The sequence below is a fragment of the Streptomyces glaucosporus genome, from assembly GCF_039533345.1.
Lineage (GTDB): Bacteria > Actinomycetota > Actinomycetes > Streptomycetales > Streptomycetaceae > Streptomyces > Streptomyces glaucosporus.
In genome coordinates, this window is sequence record NZ_BAAATJ010000041.1 from 1 (window position 1) to 18,650 (window position 18,650).

Here is an 18,650-nt window from a genome sequence, read left to right on the forward strand (position 1 = left end):
GACGCAGGGGCCATCCCCGCGGGTGCGGGGAGCAGGAGGGGGTCAACTTCGTCTTCGACTGCGGAGTGGGACCATCCCCGCGGGTGCGGGAAGCAGGCGGCGGGCCGCAAGCGGGGCCTGGTCGTGAACGTGCTCGGGCTGGTCATCGCCGTCACCGTGCTGGCCGCGAATGCCCACGACAACGCCGCGGGCATCGCCCTGCTGGACCAGGTCGCCGAGCACACCGGCGGCACCGTCGGAAAGACCCTGGTCGACCAGGGCTTCAAGAACCAGGTCGTCGCTCATGGAGCCGGCCTGGGTATCGATGTCGAGACCGTCATGCGCAACCCGCAGGAGACGGGGTTCGTGCCGCAGCCGAAGCGGTGGAGGGTCGAGCAGACCTACGGGATCTTGATACTGCACCGGCGTCTGGGGCGACGGTTTTGAGGTGCCGGATCTCGAGCCGGCCCCGGCCCTTGGTGCGGTCCTTGAGGTCGACGGGGATGTCGGCCCATGGCGGTTTCCTCACCTGCTTGTGCAGGGCGGGGTGGTTGCCCTTGACGACGGCGATGTAGTGGGCGCCGTGCTTGCGCAGCCAGTGGCCGTGGGCGTGCTGGGTGTGGGCGGGCGGCGTCCGCGGTGACGACGGTGTCCTCCAGGACCAGGCCGTCCAGGAGCGGGATGAACGCGGATGGCTCGTTGCTCTTCGCGTCGATCTGGCGCTGGGCGAGGACCGTTCCGGTGTGGTCCATCGCGGCCAGCAGCCGGACCGCCTTTCCGTCGCCTGTCCGTGAGCCGCGCAACTGCTTCCCGCCGACGGCCGCGGCCCGCAGGCGGCCGCGTTCCCCGTTCTGCCGTCTTCGGGCTCTGGCCTGCAGAAATGTGGTGACGGCGGTGTGGAAGGCGTCACCGTCGAGGCGGCTGAGGAGCCGCATGACGGTGGTGGGATGCGGCACGGTGACCGCCCTGGTGAACGGGTCGAGGGGGAAGCCGAGGACCAGCAGCACCCAACGAGGCGTGTCCGGGATCCACTCGGCGATCGCGGTCACGGGCCGCGCTCCGGCCAGGACACCCGCCGCCGCGGCCAGAGCCGCCAGCGGAAAACGCCGGCCATGACGGCTCCATGGGTCGGCCAGGGCCGCCAGAAATGGGACGAGATCTACCGCATCGGGCAGCGGCTGCGGTGACGACGTACGGACCAGTTGCTCCAGGCCCGGGGACAGGGGAGAAGCTGAGACAGCAGGCACGGTCTTCGGTTGTGGTCATGCGGATTCGACACCTACATGATCACCGAAACCGTGCCTGCTTCTGCGTCCAGGCACACCGCATGTAACGGACCATCACCGGGCAAGCCCACCCAACTCGTCAACGCGCAAGGGCCCTGGGTACGGGCCAGGCGGTAGGCGACGGAGCGGGGGGCTCTGGCGGGTCAGTCAGCCCTCTCTTGAGTCCCTGTGCTCTCGTGCACGGTCCCGTCAGTGGCATCGATGTAGAAAGGGGTATCGATGGACGCGATGGCCGCGACCCACTCGATGCGCCAGCCGTTTTCCCTCTTTACAGCAATCAGGTCGTGGACGTGCATCGAGGAACTGGACAGCTCGGAAGAGCTTTTCTTCACGTAATCACGGAGAAAGGCTTTTGCTTCCTCTTTGTCGATGTTCCTTTCCGGGAAACTGGTGGGGTCATCCACATGGCGGACGAAAAGCTGGGTTACACGTCCTGATGTACCGACCTGAACATCCAGGCGCATAGGCATGAGTATGCCGTCGTGGACACGGCGCCAGCTGACGAGCCAGCCGAGATCCCCGTCTACCCCGACCGGGGTGATATCGGCTTCAGAATCCTTTAGGGCCCATGCATAGTGATTTTTGGCGTAGCGCTGGGCGATGGCCAGAGCGTCGGATTCGTCCTGCGGCGCGGCATCTGTTCCCGGAACGGGAAAACCGCTGCTTTCGTCCTGGGAAGAGGATGCCAGACTTGCGGAGAACTGGTCAGCGTCCGGCCAGGACAGGTAGGCGAATCCTTGGTCCAGAGTAATGATGAGCTGTTCGGAGGAGGCATCGGTGCCCGGGCTCAACTGAATGTTTTTGACGCCATAGCGATCGCCGAAGGCCTGTTCCACAGCCTGCTCGGCGGCGGCTTCCTGCTTGCCGTCGGCGAACTGCAATGTGGTGCCGTCGACAATGGTCGGGGTGATCCACACCACCCACATGACTGCCGCAGTCAGTCCGACGGCGGCTGAGGCCGCAGCCGACTGGGGCACGCCGGCTTGCCAGGTGTGCACGGAGCGGCCCCGCATCCGGAGGATGAGCCACCCGGCCGCCAGCCCCAGCACACCGCCGAGCGCGTTCATCTCCACATCGCTGGTGTCGCAGCCTCTCCCCAGAGGGAGCACCCCTTGCGTCACCTCGGTCGTCACCGTGAGGAGCACCACTCCGGTGAGTACCGGTGTCGGCCTTCGCACCGCGAGCATCCCGAACAGCCCGATGGGAACGAACATCGCCGCGTTCCACAGTCCCTGGGCGGTGAGGAATGGCTCGATCAGATTGCGGTTGACAACGCATCGCCCTACCACCCCGCTGCCGGTGGACCACATGGTCAGACACAGCTCGGCCGCTACCGCAGCCCCCAGGGCCGCGTGGAGCCACAGCCTTCTCAATCCAAGCTTTGACGAGACCAGGTAGGAAGCCGCTCCTGCTGCGAGGACCACAGCGACGGAGAAGGCCACATACCCTGCATGGTCACGGAATACGGCATTCAGCATGAAGTATCCAAAAAGGGTCACACAGGGCGCCGTGCCTGCCTCGCCCACTCAGGCGGGGCAGGCACGGTTGCACTGATCAGCAGGAGGGTGTGGGAGGCGTCTGGAAGCGGCCCTGGTCCCGCACCTCGACCCATCCGACGCCGGACTTGCAGCCAGCGTTGTAGATGTCCCAGCTCTTCGAGCTGGTAGTGCCGGAGGACTGGTAGCCCCATGAGCCGTAGTAGTTCGCGCCGGCCACGGTAACCCCCAGGCGACGGTAGATCTGGCTACCGCCCTCCTTCTCGTACTTGGTCTCCACGGAGAAGCCGTACCGGTTATGGTACACCTCTCCGTTGGAAAGGGTTGTGCACGTCTTCTCGCTGGTTATGTACCCGCTCGAAGGACACGACGCGAGCACTCCCGCCTCACCCTTGACCGGTTCGGCAGAAGCGGGACTCGACATCCCGAGGACCGCCACCGCAGCAATTCCGAACGCTGCAGCCTTACGCCCCATGCGCTTTTTGCTTTCCAGTACACTTCTCCCTTATATGTAAATACCCCGCATGCGCTGACTGCAAGGGCTCTTCTCCTCGACGCCCTCGCAGTCATGAACGCTATCAGTAGTCCGGTCATCACACAACAGATCGGTTTTTTGCCATACGGCGAACCTGTCCTGTTGCGACAGGAGCATTTGATGGCTAGACAAAAGCATGTAGTTGTATTGCGCAATAGCTTAACCCCTTGTCATCGCAATAAGTTGAAATTCGAACTTATTGCATGACTCCCGTCACTCTCTGGATGGGCGATTTATTCCGATGTATAACTCTGAAACCGGCGCTTAGCCCTGAGTTGCTGGATTGCGCTAGGAAGCCTGCCCCTGTCGGCGAGGTGGCGGGTCATGAGGTCAACTACAGCGAGTGATGGATCACGACTTCGAAGCGACTGGCAGGATCCCGCAGCTGCGCACCAGGAAACGGTGAAATATCAGCCATCCGAAGGTTCGCTTTGCCGACATATTGATTAGAAACTCATGGGGTTCTCGTCCAGGGTGTAGCGGACGTATGGGCCGCCGAAGTAGCCGCGGACAATGTGTGGCTGGCGTTGGCGCCTGCGGAAGAAGCGGCGGGTTTCGGCGGCGAGTTCGGCCTGGTCCCGGGCTCGGTGCTGCCGGGGCAGGCTGTGCTTGAGGTCGGCGTTGACCAGCTCGTCAGGGTTGAGCTCGGGCGAGTACGGGGGCAGGAAGTGCAGCTCGACATCGTCAGGGTGGGCGGCGAGCCAGTCCCGGACCTTCCCGGAGCGGTGGGCGGAGTGCCCGTCGACCACGAGGTGGACCTTGGTCTCGAAGTGGCCGGCCAGCCGCTCCAGGAAGCGGCACATCACCTCGGCGGTGAAGTGCTCGGTGGAGACCATGACGTGCATCCGGCCCCTGGTGCTGATCGCCGACATCGCGTTCACCGAGAACCGGTTCCCGCTCCGTCGCACCACGGGCGTTCTGCCCTTCTCACCCCAGGTGCGGCCGGTGACCTGGTCGGAGCGGATGCCGACCTGGTCGGCGAACAGGACCTCGCCCCCGTCCTTCTTCGCCTTCGCGCGGATTTTCGGCCAGGTCTCCTCGTGCCAGCGCCGGACGGCCTCCGGGTCCTGCTCCACGGCCCGCTGGTCCGGCCGCTGGAACGACAGCCCCCACCGCTTCAGGTACGTGCCCACTCCCGGCTCGGTCAGCCGCACCCGGTACAGCTTCGCGATCAGCTCCCCCACCAGCCGCCGCGTCCACAACTGCCCGCTCAGCCCCACATCACAGGGCCGGTGGTCGAGGACGGCCTGCCGCACCGCGGCCTGCTCGGCGGCCTCCCCGAGCACCTGGTGCACCCCGACCGGCTTGCCCCGCGGCTGCATGACCAGCGCCTCCCGCCCACCAGCCTGCCACTTCGCCCACCAGCCGTCCACGGCCTTCCGCGACACCCCGAAGATCGCCGCGACGTCCTCACGGTGATGCCCGCCACCAGCGTGGCCACCGCCCGCAGCCGCAGGGCCTCCTGCGCCGACGGCGACAGATGCCGCGCGTCCCCCACCAGATCGCTCACACCCCACCAACGACCCAGAACCCGAACCGTTTCGGATCAATACATTCAACATACGTTCCCGGAAGGGTCATTCGGGGTAAACCGCCATCACCGACGATCCTGGCCCGGCCACACGGGGAGAACGCAGGTGTCACGGAGGGGGAAAGCAGGTGCCCGCGAACAGACCCGCTACCCAAGAGCCGCGGTTAACCGTCACCAGACCCCCGCGCCGCCACCTGCGCAGAGCGCTGGCAGCGGCGCTGCCCGTCCCAGTCATCGGGCTGGTCCTGCTTGTGGCCTCCGGGAACCTGCTGCTGCCGGTGCGGCCGGTGGTCACCATCGAGGCGAAGATGGCCTCCAAGGGAGATTTCTTCCAGGACCCCGAAGTCGAGCGGCTGCTCATGAAGCACGGCTTCCGCGTGCACATCACGAGCATGGGCTCGCGTGGGATCGCCAAGCAGGACTACGGCGGATACGACGTCGTCTTCCCCTCCGGCCAGCCGGCCGCCGACCTGATCAGCCGGGAGCGCGCCCAAGCGAACCGTCCGGTGCTGCTGTACCGCCCGTTCCTCAGCCCCATCGTGCTGGCCACCTACCGGGACTACGCCGAGGTACTCGCGGCGGAAGGCGTCGCAAAACGCCTGCCGAGCCCGGGCGGCCCGCCAATGTACTACACCCTCGACATGCGGAAGTTCCTCGACCTCGCGCGCGGCAAGAGGAAGGGCGTCCAGCGTGGTTCACAGGACGGCTACCGCTGGGACGAGATCGACGACAAGAACCGCGTCCGCAACGGCAACAAGATCCTCGCCCAGACCTCGGACATCTGCGAGGCCAATTCCGCCGGTACCTACCTCGGACTCGTGGCCTTCGTCGAGCACGGGAACGACGCACCGGACAGCGAGGCCGAGGCCGACCAACTCGCCCGGAAGATCAAGCCACTCCTCATCGAACAGGGCCTGCCGTCCTCCGAACGGGCCGACACATACCTGTCCCCCGACGGGCAGAGCATCGCCCCGATCTCGGTGATCTACGAGCACCAGTTCCTCGCCCACCAATTGCGGCACAAGGCACAGAAGGGCGAGACCGACAACGAGCGCGTCCTGCTCTACCCGTCCACGCGCTTCGTCACCGAACCCCAACTCGTCGCGCTGACCGACGACGGCGCGCGGCTCGGCGAACTGGTCAGCGAGGACCCCGAACTCCAACACCGTGCCATGGAGTTGGGCTTCCGAACCCGCGGCGCCAACAGCGGTGCGAGCAGCGACGAACTCACCCGGTTCCTCACCGAGCGGCAGATCCCGGCGCCCACCACCTCCTCCGACGACACCCGCGCGGTCCTGCCCAGCCTGCCCCTGCTGGAGAGGATGATCGAGATCGTCGGCGATTGCCCGGACCGGACGGACAGCCCGTGAGGCGCGGCGCGGGCCTGCTGGCGCTCTGCCTGGCGCTCGTCGCCACCTTCCTCACCGCCTGCTCAGGCGACGCCAGCGACGACACCGTCCGGCTGCGCGTCCTCGCCAGCCCCGATCTCACCGTACCGGGCTCGCTGCTGGGCGAGTTGAAGGACGAGACCGGCGTCGACCTGCGCCTGGAGCACCGAGCTGACGCCGAGACGAAGACCCCGGACCACGACCGGTACGACCTCGCGTGGCTGTCCTCCGACCGCTATCTGCGCCTCACCGACAGATACGCGATCCGGGGGCTGCAGCGCACGGTCACCATGACGTCCCCCGTCGTCATCGGCTTGAAGCCGGATGTGGCACGCAAGCTTCGCGCCCGGGTGCCCGGCTCCCGGCTCACCTGGGCGGACATCGCGGACGCTGCCGCCACCGGCACCGTCCGCTTCGGCATGGCCGACCCCCGGCACGCTGGCAGCGGGCTCGCCGCCCTCGTCGGCGTCGCCACCGCTGCGGCCGACACCGGAGCCGCGCTACGCCCCAAGGACGTCTCCTGCGACCGGCTGCGCGGCTTCCGCTCCGGCCAGGCCCTCACCGCCGACACCGGTCCAGCCCTCATCGACACCTACGTCGACCACCAGGACGAGGCCAACGCCCTCATCACGTACGAGTCCGATCTGCTCGCCCTCAACGCCTCCGGCCGCCTCGACGACCGACTGGAGGTCATTCGCCCCGAGGACGGCATGGTCCTGGCGGACTTCCCGCTGCTCCTGCTGAACCCGGCCCAACGCGCCGCATACGACAAGGTCACGCGGTGGCTGCGGCGCGACTCGGTGCAGCGGCAGATCATGCGGCACACGCTGCGCCGCCCCGTGAATACGACGGTCACCCGGGACGCGCGGCTGCGCGAACCGGTCGGCAACGCGCTCTTCTACCCCGACCAACCGGCCGTCGTCGAAACGCTGCTGGCGGACTACGGCGACCCCGACCGCCGCACCACGAGCCAGGTGGTCTTCCTGCTCGACTTCTCCGGATCGATGCGCGGCGCCCGGATGGCCGCCCTGCGCGAGGCCTTCGCCGGACTCAGTGGTGCGGACCCCTCCACCTCCGGCAAGTTCTCCCGCTTCTACCGGGGTGAGCGACTGACCGTCGTCCGGTTCGGCGGCCGGGTGCTGGAGGAGAAGACCGTCACCGTCACCGGCCCGAAGGACCTGACGGCCCTCGCCGACACAGTCGCCCAGGGCGGGTACGGCGACGCCACCGCCGTATGGTCCGCCCTCGACCACGGCTACCGCACCGCTGCCCATGAACTGGCCGCCGACCCCGACCGCTCCGTCTCACTCGTCCTGATGACGGACGGAGAGAACAACGCGGGCCTGTCCTACGCCGAGTTCGTACGCCGCCACAAGGCGCTGCCCGCCGCCGTGCGCGCCGCCGTCCCCACCTACCCCGTCCACTTCGGCGAGGCCGACGCAGACGAACTGCGGCGCGCGGCGGCGAGGACGGGCGGACGGATGGTGAATGCCGCCAACTCGTCCCTTTCCGAGGCTTTCAAGGAGATCCGTGGCTGTCACTGACGCACTGTGGTGGAGCCTTTGGTGGCCGTGGATGACGGTCTGGCTGGTGACGGCCGCCGGCGCGGTGGTGCTCGCGGTGATCCTGGTGCGCCATGCCCAGGAGCGGCGCAGGCACCTGCGGCGCTGGCAGTCGGCGTACAGCATCTGCCTGTACCTCGACGAGCAGGCCGTGATGGACCTGTACGAGATCGGCAACTACCGGTCCGCGCTGGAAGAGGCCGTCGAGCTGCGGACGAAGGTCGACACGAGCGTCGGCTTCTGGAACCGGGTGCTGGCGTGGCTGTTCCGGTTCCGGCTGAAACGGGACGTCAGCCAGGAGACGTTCCGCAAGTTCGTACGCAAGGACAAACCGATCAACGTGATCGGCGTGGTCGTGGAGGCCCTCGACCGGTCCGATGCCATCGTCCACGCCGACCTGACCACGCTGACGGTCGTCCCGAACCGGAACCTCGCTGACAACCTGGCCGACGGTCGTACGGTGACCCTGAGCCGCATCGGCGAATTTGTCTCGGTCAAAGGCGTGTTCTCACGCGTGCCGGACGTGACGGAGGGATTCGTCCTGCGGGCCGAGTACGGCGAGGGGCAGCCCCCGGTCTACATGCGCGTCGTAGCCCCCGGGAACGCGCGCCGCTCCATCCCGGACGGCACGTTCACGGCCCGCTGCCTCGGCAAGATGACCGGCTGGCGCGCGGAGACCCGCGAGGTGACGCTGGAGGCGATCGCGATCTTCTGGTGACCACCGCCGCTCACCCGCAAGCCGTTCCGCAAGGACACCGTGCTGATCGTGGACGGAACCCTCGAACTCGACGTTATTGGCTGCGACCCAGTCGCCGACCCGGCTGTCCCTCGTCGTTTCGGCTTCCGGAGCCGCTTCCAGACCGGCTCTCACGCCGGGGCCTCATCGAGCGCGGCGGTCATCTTCCTGGAGGCCGCCCGGCCGCTTCAGCTGGCCGCGCAGCACCTCGGCCGCCTGGCGTACTCGCGCCCACCCCTCGGCGTCGGCACCGTCCGTTCCCGCGCCGCCGACGGACGTATCCGCGGGCGGGCCGGCCGGTGTGCGGGGCGCGACAGCCGGGACGGCACCGGCGGCGGTCGGCTTGCCCACTCCCGGCACGAGCCATCCCGGTCGGCCGAAGCGGCGCTGGCGGGGCACCCGGCAAGCTCAGCAGGGCGTCCGCAGGCATGACTCCGCGACCTCGTCCGGCCGCTCCAGCCCGGTGCCGACCAGGATCCGGCGCGCGTCCCGCAGCAGGCCCGGTGCCCGCACCCCGGCTCACCCTGTGCGGTCAACGCCGCGGCCAGAACCTCGTCGACCACAGGCAGTTCGTCCTCGCTGGCGGCATCACGTTGCTCACCAGTGCACCGTGGAGCCCGACGGGCGGCACCCGTAGCAGAACCGAACAGCCCGGCCGTCGACTCGCCTGGCTGCGCCGGCAGGACCCGGACGCCAGCTGTCTCCTCCCACCCGGCCTTCATCGACGCCTTGGCCGACGGTGCCATCACGCGCCGCCTCGGCGCCGCGCTGGAGGCGTACAGCGAGGCCGAGCATGCCGCCGGTGAACAGCAGCCGCCGGTCGCCCGGGCCTGCCCGGTGCAGGCGGAGGGCGGCGAGGTTCGGGACGGGCAGAGGGATCGTCACTCAGCTATCGCTCGGTGCAGACCCTTGCCCTGTCAGTGCAGATCTCTGCCCCACTTGATCGCCGATCCATCCCGACGCAGGGCAGGAGTCTGCATCAAGGTGCGCGCCGCCCGGCCCGACGACAGGAAAGAGGAGACGCCGGCACCATGGGGCCCGGCACGACCCCGCGCCCACTGCAGCGCATCTGGACGGTCACCATCCACCCGCACCACCGTCCTGGTCCAGGCCGTCCTCACCCTCCACCTCGCCGCATCAGCGTGAGGTTGGAAAAGGCTCAATATGTGCTTTCAAGTGGTAGTGCGCCACTTGAGTATGGCTTGATTGTTGCCGTTCCGGGATGGCGCCGCCCCACACCGCCAGTAGATTTATTGCACGGGGGAACAGCCACCGAAATGAAAGGAAACGAGTGGAGCCCACCGAAGAAGTCGTGAACAGCCCCACCGCCTGGGTGGCCGAGCACATCCGGCAGTACGTGGATTCCCAGGGAGAACAGGGGCACTACTTCAATGGGTATCCGACGCTCCTGCTGACCACCCGCGGGCGGCGCTCGGGAAAAATGCGCCGCACCGCGCTGGTGTACGGGCGTCGCGGCGACGATTACGTGGTCGTCGCTTCCAATGGCGGCTCCCCCAGGCACCCCTTGTGGTATCTGAACATGACGGCGGACCCCCGGGTCCGGGTGCAGGTGGGAGCGAATGTCTTCGCCGCACAGGCACGCACCGCGAGCGCGGAAGAGCGCCCCGAACTATGGGAAATGATGACCGGAATATTCGAGCCGTACCTCGATTACCAGAAGGGAAACGAACGCGAGATTCCCGTAGTCGTTCTCGAACCCGCCGGCCGGCCCGGGAAACGTGAGGAAGGTCAGCGATGAGAATTCTGGTAACCGGAGCCACCGGTCTCGTGGGCAGGCACGTGGTCGAGCAGCTCGTGCGCGAGGGCGTCGAGGTGCGGGCACTGACCCGCGATCCCGCGAAGGCAGGCCTGCCTCCCCAGGTGGAGGTCGTACCGGGCGACCTGACCCGGCCCGAGACCGTGGCCCCGGCGTTGCAGGGCGTCGACCGGATGCACCTGTTCCCGGTTCCGGAGACCGCCCGCGAAGTGGTCGGTCTCGCGAAGGAGGCAGGGGTGCGCCGCATCACGGTGCTCTCCGCCGCGGCGGTCACCATCGGCCTGGACACCCACCACCACCCGGTGGTGGAGCGTGCCGTGGAGGAGTCCGGCCTGGAGTGGACCCACGTGCGGCCCAGCGAGTTCATGGCCAACCTGCTGCCCGTGTGGGCACCCTCCATCCGCGCCGAGCGCGTCGTCCGCTACCCCTTCGGGGACGACGCCGGAGTCCCCGTGCACGAGGCGGACATCGCCGCCGTCGCCACCACCGCCCTCCTGCACGAGGGTCACGACGGCGCCGTCTACACGCTGACGGGGCCCGAACCGATCACCACGCGTGAACGGGTCAGGGCCATCGGCGAGGCGCTCGGGGAGGAGGTCCGCTACGAGGAGGTCTCGCGCGAGCGGGCCCGGGAGCTGCTGAAGGCGCAGGGCGGCTTCGCGGCGCAGAACGCCGACTTCCTCCTGGGCTTCCTCGATTACGGGGGCGACCAGGGATCGGGGGAGGACGGGGCGTCCGAGGAGGACTACTCCGAGCTGCTGCGGCCCTGGCCGGGCGTGGAGCAGGCCACGGGCCGCCCGGCGCGTACCTACGCCCAGTGGGCGCGGGACCACGTCGAGGACTTCCGCTGACGGACCCGGCGCCCGCCCCCGCCGCGTGCGGGAGCGGGCGCCGGACCCGCGGGACTCACGCCAGGGCGGACCGGCGTATGTCCTCCAGCAGGCGGGCCTGCCGGAGGTGGACGTCGTCCTCCAGCCCACCGGCGCGTACGGCCGCGGCGAAGGCGGTGACGGTGTTGGCCGCCTGGCGGTGCTACTGCACCAGCAGGGCCAGCGCTTCCTCCGCGTTGTGCTCGGCGATTTCCTGCATCAGCGTGCGGTGCGGGAAGTCGCCGTCGAGCAGTCGAAGGGGGCCGGCCACCAGGGAGAGACGCATCGCGAGCATGTAGAGGTCGAGCCGCGCCGGATCGAGGCCGGGGCGTGACAGGACCGGGTACTGGTCGCCGAAACGAAGCCGCAGGAACACGTGCTCCCACTCGACGTCGAAGAACATCAGGCCCTCGATGTCGATGAGGACGGGGTGTCCGGAGGCATCGACCAGGACGTGGTCGGGCCCGAGTTCCCCGTGGATCAGTCCGTGCTGCGTGCGCGGAGCCACTCGTGTGGCCAGCTCCTGCAGGCGATCGTGCAAAGAGGCCGCGGCCGATCCGATCCCGGGGTCGCGTTCGGCTGCCTCGGCGAGGTCTGCGACGGCACGCTCGAGCACCAGTTGCTCGCACGAATCGCCGCTCGCTTCGTCGCCCCGTTCGAGCACGTCCACCCTGCCGTAGTGCCGACTGCGCTGCCGGTGCATCACGTCGAGCATTGCCGCCAGCTCGCTCAGGGCGGTTGACGCGCGTGCGGGGTCCGTCTTCAGAAGTGCTTCCAGGGTGCCGCCGGCAACGTCCTCGACAACCGCCACATCCGCGGGGTGGCGGCGTCGGCTGTCGTCAGCCAGGAGTACCTCCGGAACCCGGACCCCAAGACCGTCCAGTCTTCGCCGAGCGGCCAGGAAGGGGACCAGCCCGGAGGCGGGAGCGAACGGGTGGGTGACGTCGACGGCTTCCGCAGCCGGCCAGAAGTTCTCGGACTCGGCCCAGCTGTAGACGATCACACTCGCCACACGTGATCCGCTCGTGCGAACCCGGTAGACCCCCTTCTTGCTCCCGCCGCGCAACCGGTCCACTCCGGCAACGCGGGTCCCCGCCCCCAGTGCCTCGTGCACGATCCCCGACAAGGCTTCACTGTCCGTGAACTGGCGCATCCGCCGACCCTATCCCTGGTCTGTCTTCCCGCGCTGCCCCGTAATCGGCCGCTTCCACGCGCGCCTGGGCGCCGTCCAGGCAGCAGGACCGGCCCTGCTGTCGCACCCTGCCGTGCCCGCACCGCCCGTCCGGTGGCGGATCCTCGCCCCGGCACGGGCCAGGGCAGCCCTCGCCTGGCGACTGACTCTCCTGTCTCCTCCCTTGCCCGGCAGCGGTCCGGCCTTCCCGGCGCCCCGTCAGGTCTGCTCCGCGCTCGCCGTTCAGCCACCGGCTGAGCACGACGATCGCGTTCGCCGTGGCCTCCTTCCTGGCGGGCCTGATGTCCGCCTTCAGTGCCGCGCCCGCCTCGGCCGCGACCGTCGGCACCAACGCCTGGTACGTGCCGGTGAACCGCAACAGCGGCAAGGCGCTCGAGGTGCAGGGCGCCGCCACCAGCGACGGCGCGGACATCGTCCAGTACTCCGGCGGGGGCGGGAGCAACCAGCAGTGGCAGCTCGTTCCCGTGAGCGGCGGCATCCCGCCGAACTCGTCACTGCCCTCGTCGTTCCAGTGGAGCTCCAGTAACGCGAGCGGCGAGTACAGCCAGTTGCCGTACCGCACGGGCCTGCTCACCCGGACCAACTCCGCCTGCTGATCCCGCCGGGCGCCCCGTGCGCGCGGGGCGCCCGGCCGGCCCGTCTGGTCCGGTCCGGTGTCCGCCGTGCGGAAGGCCGGGTTCCGGGACCGGGGCGGAGGTTCACGCGCCCGCTCGCGGGAAGGCCCGCATCGGACACGGCAGTGGCCGATGCGGGCCGGCTCGGTCAGGGTCCGGTCATCGACTGCCTCCGGTCCGCTGCCAGTGGGGTGCCTTGGCGGGGATGAGCGGCAGGGAGGAGCGGACGCGGCCGAACCGGTCGTCCTGGACCGTCCATGAGGCGTGGGCGGCGTCGATCTCGGCGCGGGTGCGGGCGACGAAGTTCCACCACATGACGATCGGCTCGGGAAACGGTTCGCCGCCCAGCAGGATGGCGCGGGCCGGCTCCCGTACGTCCAGGCGTAGTTCGTCACGGCCTTCGCCGAGGTAGCCGAGCCGGCCCGGGCGCAGCGGTTTGCCGTGGACGGCGACGGCTCCTTCGAGGACCACCAGGGCGTACTCGAAGTCGGTGCGCAACGGCACGGTGGACGGCGCGCGCAGGGCGAGGTCGACGCCGACCAGGGGGGTGTCGTGCCGGGCGGGGCTGGTGGCGCCGGTGAAGTCGCCGACCAGGACGGTGGCCGCGCCCGCGCCGCCGTCCAGGTCGGCGTGCGGGAGTTCGGCGTGATGCTCGAAGGCGGCGGGTCCGTGCCGGGTGGCCTCGGGCAGCGCCACCCACAGTTGGATGCCCTCCAGGGTGCCGCGGTAGTGGCCGGTGGCCTCCTCGGCGTGGGCCACACCGTCTCCGGCGGTCATCAGATTGAGCTGCCCGGGCTTGATCACTTGTTCGGAGCCGAGGCTGTCGCGGTGCAGCACCTGGCCGTCGGTGAGCCAGGTGACGGTCTGCAGGCCGATGTGGGGATGCGGGCCGATGTCCAGGCCGCTGTTCTCGGTGACGTCGGCAGGTCCCATGTGGTCGGCGAAGCACCAGGCGCCGACCGTGCGGCGTCCCCGGCGCGGCAGCGCGCGGCGCACGCGGATCTTCCCCACGGTCTCCTCGCGGCTGTCGCCGATCTCCACGCACGGCGCGGTGGGATGGCCCGTGTCGGCCAGGGTGGGGGGCGCGTCGACCGTGTCGACCGGTCCGCTCATCACGTCACCTCGTTCTCCGTCTCCTGCGCCGAACGGGTCGGCGGTGGTTTTCCTGCGGGCTCGGCCGGATCCCGGGGCGTTCCGGCACCTCGTGGGGCGTCGCTCGCGCGGCACCGGCACGTCCGGGCCGGCTACGGCGGCAGCGGCGGGCCTGGGAGGTCCGGCTCCCGGGAGCGGATGCCGGGGCGCGGCGATCGGCTTTCCGCGGGCGGGCCCGCGGGTGTCATGAGTCGCCCGCCGGGGTCAGGGAGCGGGCGACGGTGTCGGCGAAGGCCTCGACCGCTTCCCAGTCGCGGTAGTCGCCGTAGCGCAGGCCCATCGCCTTGAAGATCGCGCGTCCGGAGTGGGGGAGGTGTTCCGGGGCGATCACTCCGGAGAACAGGGCGTGGCCGCGGGGGTGGAGTCCGGCGAGCAGTTCGCCGGTCACCTTCTCCTCCTCGTGCCGGGTCAGTGACTTCCACGGCCCGTGCAGGGCGGCGGGCATGCCGACGCTGAAGACCCACACCGGGCGTGAGGCCAGCAGTTCCCGGTGGTCCTCGACGAAGGCGGTGGCCTCGGGCAGCCAGGCCATGCCGTGGACGGCGCTGCCCAGCACGAAGGTCTCGTACCCGGCCGTGTCGGGGACCGCAGCCAGGGAGGCCACCTCGACGGCGTGTCCCCGTCCGGCCAGCAGCGTGCCGATCCGCTCGGCGATCTCGGCGGTGGAGCCGTGGGCACTGGCGTACCCCACCAGAACCGTCATGCCTGTCCCTCCTCCGTACCGCTGCGCGCGACCGGCACCGCGAGTACGGGGCGGTGCGCGTGGCGGGGCGGGGCGTGCACCACCGGGCCCAGGCGCACGGCCGGACAGCCACGCCTCGGAGCGCGGCTTCCTCGGGGACATGAGCGATCGCGTCCCGTCGTCCTGGCCTTCGGCGACGAGGCGGGCGGCCGGGCCGCCGTTTCCGCGCCCGGGTGCCGGCTTCCGCTCCCGGGCGGCGACCGTCTCCGCCGCTTCCCGGGCCTCCTGGCTGGAGGAGGGAGAAGCTGCCCGGTCCGGGCAGGGACGCCCCGCAGGCGGGCGTGCCCAATCCCCGGTTCGGCCCTGCGGGCCTGTGCTTCCCGCTCCGCCTGCCGCGGAGTCTGCTCGGCGTGCGGTGGTCCGTCCGTGTCCAGCGCCACGTGACTCCGGGGTTTCTCCCCTTGTTGGTGGCGCGCCGGGGCCGGTCGCCGGGCCGGCCGCATCGGTGTTCACGTGTGCCTCCGTCCTGCCGGGCGACGGGACGACTCTTCGCTGCTTTCACTCCAGAATCACCCATGGGGCCGTTTCCCGCACGCGGTACGGCTTTTCCCCGGGCCGATGGATTCCGGATTCCTTGCACGGCCGCGGGGAGCCCGCACCCAGGGGGTACGGGGCCCGGGTGCTCAGTCCGCCGGCTGTGCAGGCTCGGCCCGTCCGCCGTGGAACACCTCCTTGACGAGCCTCTGTATCGCCTCTGCCATGGACAGTGCGGCGTCGTCGACGTAGTTCAGCGCGGCGGTCAGGGGCCTGCCGCCGCCGGGCGTGCTGTACGTCAGTGCCGCGTGGCCCGCCATGCCGCCGCTGTGGGCGATGACGGTGCCGCCGTTCTCGCCCGCGTCCTGTACGAACACCCCCAGTCCGTAGCCGCTTGGTGTCGCTGCCGGTCCGGACGTGCCCGCCGACCGGTGGCTTGGTGCTCCCGCCCAGTTCGCGCACCCCGGCGCCGCCGGCCCACCCGCCCCGCTCGTCGTGCACGCGCAGTTGCACTCCGACGAGACCGGAATCGGCGATCTCCTCAGTGGCCTTCCGCAGTTCCGGGCGGTCCTGTCCGGTGCCGGTCTTCGGCGCGGTCCCGCTGTCCGCGGTGGCCGGGTGGGCTCGTCGTGGTCGGTGGGGGAACATGGCCGTGTGCTCCTCCTTTTGTATTGCGCACTTCTCCGGATTGATATTTCCGATAAAGGAAAAGCAACGTTGCATTCCATTCCTCTATAGCAAAGTCGTTGCAAATTACCTGCGTTCATGCAGGTGGGTGCACGTAAATCATTGCAATGATCATGAACGCAACGCAACGATTTTGCTCTATTCATTGCAATGAACTGAAGGTGGACGCTACCCTGGGAGTGTCTGGGAACCTTGAAGGAGACCGCGATGCCCGGAGGCAGGCTCACCCAGCAGGAACGCCAGCAGATCGCGCTGGGGCTGGCCGACGGACTCGCCTACGCGGAGATCGCCCGGCGCCTCGACCGCCCCACCTCGACGATCACACGCGAGGTCATGCGCAACGGCGGCCCCACCGCCTACCGCGCCGACCTGGCCCACCGCGCCACCGCACACCGCGCCCGCCGCCGCAGGCAGGCCGCATCCAGGAGAACGGAGGCGCCCCCGCAGGCCCACGGACGCGACGCCGAGGCCGTGCGCGCGTACGAGGAGGTGTTCACCACCGTCCTCATGGCCTCGGGCATGCCCACCATGATGGCCCGGGTGCTGGCCTGCCTCTGCCTCACCGACGCCGGCAGCCTCACCGCCTCCGAACTCGTCCGGCACCTCCAGGTCAGCCCGGCATCCGTCTCCAAGGCGATCGCCTTCCTGGAGAGCCAGGGCTTCGTCCGCCGGGAGCCGGCCGAACGCCGCCGCGAGCGCTACGTCGTCGACGACGACGTCTGGTACCAGTCGATGATGGCCAGCGCCCGGTCCATCACCCAGCTCGCCCAGACCGCGCGGCAGGGCGTCGGCGTCCTCGGTCCTCACACCCCGGCCGCGTCCCGCCTGGAGAACATCGCCCGCTTCGCCGACTCCGTCTCCGAGAGCATCGCCCGCGCCGCACAGCAGGCCCGCGACGTCCTCCACGCGAAACCCGAGCCGCTCCCGGACACCGGCGCCGCCGAGCCGCGGTCCGGCCGCGGATAGCCCCTGCCCCGGACGGCGGCGCCCGCGCCGGTCCCCGTCACACGCCTGCCGGACGGCCTCGTTTGGACGGGAACCGGCGAGACGGGCGTCCGGGAGGGCCGCCGACCGGCCTGCTCGTCGCGGGCGCCGTGCCCGGCGTTGTCATCGGTGCGGTGATCAGGGTCTTCGCCGTTCCCGGCCCGCGTGTCCTCCGCCTCCTCATCGCCGCGCCGCTGCTGCCGCCCGGCCTGTCCCGCGGTGCCGGGGTCTGCTCGGCGGGTATCCCGGCGCCTGCCTCCAGCCGCTCCTGCCCGAAACCGCGCTCCGGTTCCTGCTCGGCTCCCTCGCCGCGGGCATCGGCGCGCTCTGCGCGGTTCACGCCCTGCGCCGACCGCGCGGGGCTCAGCCCTCCATGACGCCGGACCGCTGTCGGAATCCGTGGGGATCCCGGCCCGGCATCGACACCCCGGCGTCCCTTCAACCGGCGCCGGAGCACCGCCCTCCGCGGTGCGGAGCCGGCCGGTCAGGCGTGTCGGGCGGGCCGGTTCGGCCGTCGGCGCCCGCCGGACGAGCGTTGACGGGGTCCGGGCCCCAGGGCTCGCCGATCAACTGCCCACCGTCACACATCTAATGGTAAGCAACCTAGTTGACGCATTAGAACTTTCGAGGTTGGATCTCACTCGTCAACTCACCCTGGAGGTATGCGAAATGGCGGTTTCCGCAGCTCTTCCCCGTGTCTCGGTCCCGGCCCGCGCAGCCCACCGCTTCGTCGAGGTCGACGGTGTGGAGGTCTTCTACCGGGAGTCACTGCCGGAGCGCCCCGACGCCCCCGTCCTGCTGCTCCTGCACGGTTTCCCCTCCGCCTCGCACCAGTTCAGGCGTCTGATCGACAGCCTGGGCAGGCACTACCGGCTGATCGCGCCCGACTACCCCGGCTTCGGGCACACCCGTGTCCCCGACGGCTTCACCTACTCCTTCGAGCACCTGGCCGACATAGTCCAGGGCTTCACCGAACGGCTCGGACTGACCCGGTACGCGATGTACCTCTTCGACTTCGGCGCCCCGGTGGGCTTCCGTCTGGCCCTGCGCCACCCCGAGCGGGTGACCGGCCTGGTCGTGCAGAACGGCAACGCCTACGCCGAGGGCCTGTCCGACGCCGCCCGCGACTTCACCGCGCTCACCCCCGACGACCCTGACGCCGAGTCCACCATCCTGGGCCTGTTCACCCTCGCCGCCACCCGTGCCCAGTACGAGGGCGGTACCGCCGACCCCGCGCTGATCGCACCGGAAGGATGGCTGCTCGACCAGCACTTCCTGGACCAGCCCGGTCGCAAGCAGGCCCAGCTCGCCCTCGCCTACGACTACAAGAACAACATCGCCGCCTACCCCGACTGGCAGGCCTGGCTGCGCGAGCACCGCCCGCCCACCCTCGTCACCTGGGGCACCGGCGACCCCTTCTTCACCGAAGCCGGTGCCCGCGCCTACCTGCGCGACGTGCCCGAGGCGGAGCTCCACCTCTTCCCCACCGGCCACTTCGCCCTGGAGGACCACCTCCCCGACATCGCCCCGCTCGTCGCCGGCTTCCTCGACCGCCTCCGGGCCTGACCACCCGCCCCGGCCACAGGGGCGGGCCTCGGTGACAGCACCCGTCCGCCCACACCCGGACCCGTACGCGCCCGGCACTG

The 18,650-nt window shown here is 69.6% G+C and carries 16 protein-coding genes and 1 pseudogene; 9 read left to right on the plus strand and 8 right to left on the minus strand.

Features of this window, described 5'->3' with window-relative positions:
• Nucleotides 1-12 precede the first annotated feature (12 nt).
• Nucleotides 13-423: pseudogene (locus ABD358_RS27435) on the plus strand (transposase); the annotation flags it as partial.
• Here the strand turns inward: ABD358_RS27435 and ABD358_RS28535 are convergent.
• The 4 genes from ABD358_RS28535 to ABD358_RS27450 all read right to left on the minus strand — a co-directional run bounded on the left by ABD358_RS28535 (nucleotide 381) and on the right by ABD358_RS27450 (nucleotide 4,684).
• Nucleotides 381-1,226, minus strand: a complete 846-nt coding sequence (locus ABD358_RS28535; protein ID WP_425576440.1) for a transposase family protein — start codon at nucleotides 1,224-1,226, stop codon at nucleotides 381-383. The pseudogene ABD358_RS27435 and the gene ABD358_RS28535 sit on opposite strands and share 43 nt — an antisense overlap.
• A gap of 182 nt (nucleotides 1,227-1,408) precedes the next feature.
• Nucleotides 1,409-2,743: a VanZ family protein gene (locus tag ABD358_RS27440; protein ID WP_344633860.1), complete on the minus strand. Its 1,335-nt coding sequence runs from the start codon at nucleotides 2,741-2,743 to the stop codon at nucleotides 1,409-1,411.
• A 76-nt stretch (nucleotides 2,744-2,819) separates the two neighbouring features.
• The gene (locus tag ABD358_RS27445) at nucleotides 2,820-3,068 is read right to left on the minus strand and encodes a hypothetical protein (RefSeq protein WP_344633861.1); all 249 of its coding nucleotides are present in this window, start codon (nucleotides 3,066-3,068) and stop codon (nucleotides 2,820-2,822) included.
• Between the two features lie 674 nt (nucleotides 3,069-3,742).
• Nucleotides 3,743-4,684, minus strand: coding sequence for an IS630 family transposase (locus ABD358_RS27450; protein WP_425576441.1), 942 nt, complete (start codon nucleotides 4,682-4,684; stop codon nucleotides 3,743-3,745).
• Between the two features lie 394 nt (nucleotides 4,685-5,078).
• Between ABD358_RS27450 and ABD358_RS27455 the strand changes: the two genes are divergently transcribed.
• From ABD358_RS27455 to ABD358_RS27475, 5 genes are all read left to right on the plus strand, one after another.
• Complete coding sequence (locus ABD358_RS27455) at nucleotides 5,079-6,197, plus strand: hypothetical protein (RefSeq protein WP_344633862.1); 1,119 nt, start codon at nucleotides 5,079-5,081, stop codon at nucleotides 6,195-6,197.
• Entirely contained in the window at nucleotides 6,194-7,759 is a 1,566-nt protein-coding gene (locus tag ABD358_RS27460; RefSeq protein WP_344633863.1) for a vWA domain-containing protein, read from the plus strand. Before ABD358_RS27455 ends, ABD358_RS27460 begins: the two co-directional genes overlap by 4 nt.
• On the plus strand, nucleotides 7,746-8,495 hold the full coding sequence (locus ABD358_RS27465) for a hypothetical protein (RefSeq protein WP_344633864.1): 750 nt from the start codon (nucleotides 7,746-7,748) through the stop codon (nucleotides 8,493-8,495). Before ABD358_RS27460 ends, ABD358_RS27465 begins: the two co-directional genes overlap by 14 nt.
• A gap of 1,309 nt (nucleotides 8,496-9,804) precedes the next feature.
• Entirely contained in the window at nucleotides 9,805-10,272 is a 468-nt protein-coding gene (locus tag ABD358_RS27470) for a nitroreductase family deazaflavin-dependent oxidoreductase (RefSeq protein ID WP_344633865.1), read from the plus strand.
• Entirely contained in the window at nucleotides 10,269-11,141 is an 873-nt protein-coding gene (locus tag ABD358_RS27475; protein WP_344633866.1) for an NAD(P)H-binding protein, read from the plus strand. Before ABD358_RS27470 ends, ABD358_RS27475 begins: the two co-directional genes overlap by 4 nt.
• Nucleotides 11,142-11,322: 181 nt before the next feature.
• Here ABD358_RS27475 and ABD358_RS27480 read toward each other — a convergent pair whose 3' ends face one another.
• Nucleotides 11,323-12,312, minus strand: coding sequence for a phosphotransferase family protein (locus tag ABD358_RS27480; RefSeq protein WP_344633867.1), 990 nt, complete (start codon nucleotides 12,310-12,312; stop codon nucleotides 11,323-11,325).
• A gap of 296 nt (nucleotides 12,313-12,608) precedes the next feature.
• On the opposite strand from ABD358_RS27480, the gene ABD358_RS27485 reads away from it, so the two are divergent.
• A complete protein-coding gene (locus tag ABD358_RS27485) occupies nucleotides 12,609-12,947 on the plus strand; it encodes an RICIN domain-containing protein (RefSeq protein ID WP_344633868.1) in 339 nt (112 codons plus the stop codon).
• Between the two features lie 177 nt (nucleotides 12,948-13,124).
• Here the strand turns inward: ABD358_RS27485 and ABD358_RS27490 are convergent, their stop codons facing one another.
• From ABD358_RS27490 to ABD358_RS27500, 3 genes are all read right to left on the minus strand, one after another.
• Complete coding sequence (locus ABD358_RS27490) at nucleotides 13,125-14,078, minus strand: pirin family protein (RefSeq protein WP_344633869.1); 954 nt, start codon at nucleotides 14,076-14,078, stop codon at nucleotides 13,125-13,127.
• Between the two features lie 223 nt (nucleotides 14,079-14,301).
• The gene (locus tag ABD358_RS27495; protein ID WP_344633870.1) at nucleotides 14,302-14,820 is read right to left on the minus strand and encodes a flavodoxin domain-containing protein; all 519 of its coding nucleotides are present in this window, start codon (nucleotides 14,818-14,820) and stop codon (nucleotides 14,302-14,304) included.
• A gap of 662 nt (nucleotides 14,821-15,482) precedes the next feature.
• Entirely contained in the window at nucleotides 15,483-15,710 is a 228-nt protein-coding gene (locus tag ABD358_RS27500; RefSeq protein ID WP_344633871.1) for a hypothetical protein, read from the minus strand.
• Nucleotides 15,711-16,227: 517 nt separating this feature from the next.
• On the opposite strand from ABD358_RS27500, the gene ABD358_RS27505 reads away from it, so the two are divergent.
• Both ABD358_RS27505 and ABD358_RS27510 read left to right on the plus strand, forming a co-directional pair.
• On the plus strand, nucleotides 16,228-16,986 hold the full coding sequence (locus ABD358_RS27505; protein ID WP_344633872.1) for a helix-turn-helix domain-containing protein: 759 nt from the start codon (nucleotides 16,228-16,230) through the stop codon (nucleotides 16,984-16,986).
• Nucleotides 16,987-17,673: 687 nt separating this feature from the next.
• Entirely contained in the window at nucleotides 17,674-18,570 is an 897-nt protein-coding gene (locus ABD358_RS27510) for an alpha/beta fold hydrolase (RefSeq protein WP_344633873.1), read from the plus strand.
• Nucleotides 18,571-18,650 lie beyond the last annotated feature (80 nt).

Coding starts and splice junctions, on each gene's coding strand:
- ABD358_RS27440 (WP_344633860.1), bottom strand. CDS start 2,743: ATGCTGAATGCCGTATTCCGTGACCATGCAGGGTATGTGGCCTTCTCC.
- ABD358_RS27510 (WP_344633873.1), top strand. CDS start 17,674: ATGGCGGTTTCCGCAGCTCTTCCCCGTGTCTCGGTCCCGGCCCGCGCA.
- ABD358_RS27480 (WP_344633867.1), bottom strand. CDS start 12,312: ATGCGCCAGTTCACGGACAGTGAAGCCTTGTCGGGGATCGTGCACGAG.
- ABD358_RS27495 (WP_344633870.1), bottom strand. CDS start 14,820: ATGACGGTTCTGGTGGGGTACGCCAGTGCCCACGGCTCCACCGCCGAG.
- ABD358_RS27475 (WP_344633866.1), top strand. CDS start 10,269: ATGAGAATTCTGGTAACCGGAGCCACCGGTCTCGTGGGCAGGCACGTG.
- ABD358_RS27505 (WP_344633872.1), top strand. CDS start 16,228: ATGCCCGGAGGCAGGCTCACCCAGCAGGAACGCCAGCAGATCGCGCTG.
- ABD358_RS27490 (WP_344633869.1), bottom strand. CDS start 14,078: ATGAGCGGACCGGTCGACACGGTCGACGCGCCCCCCACCCTGGCCGAC.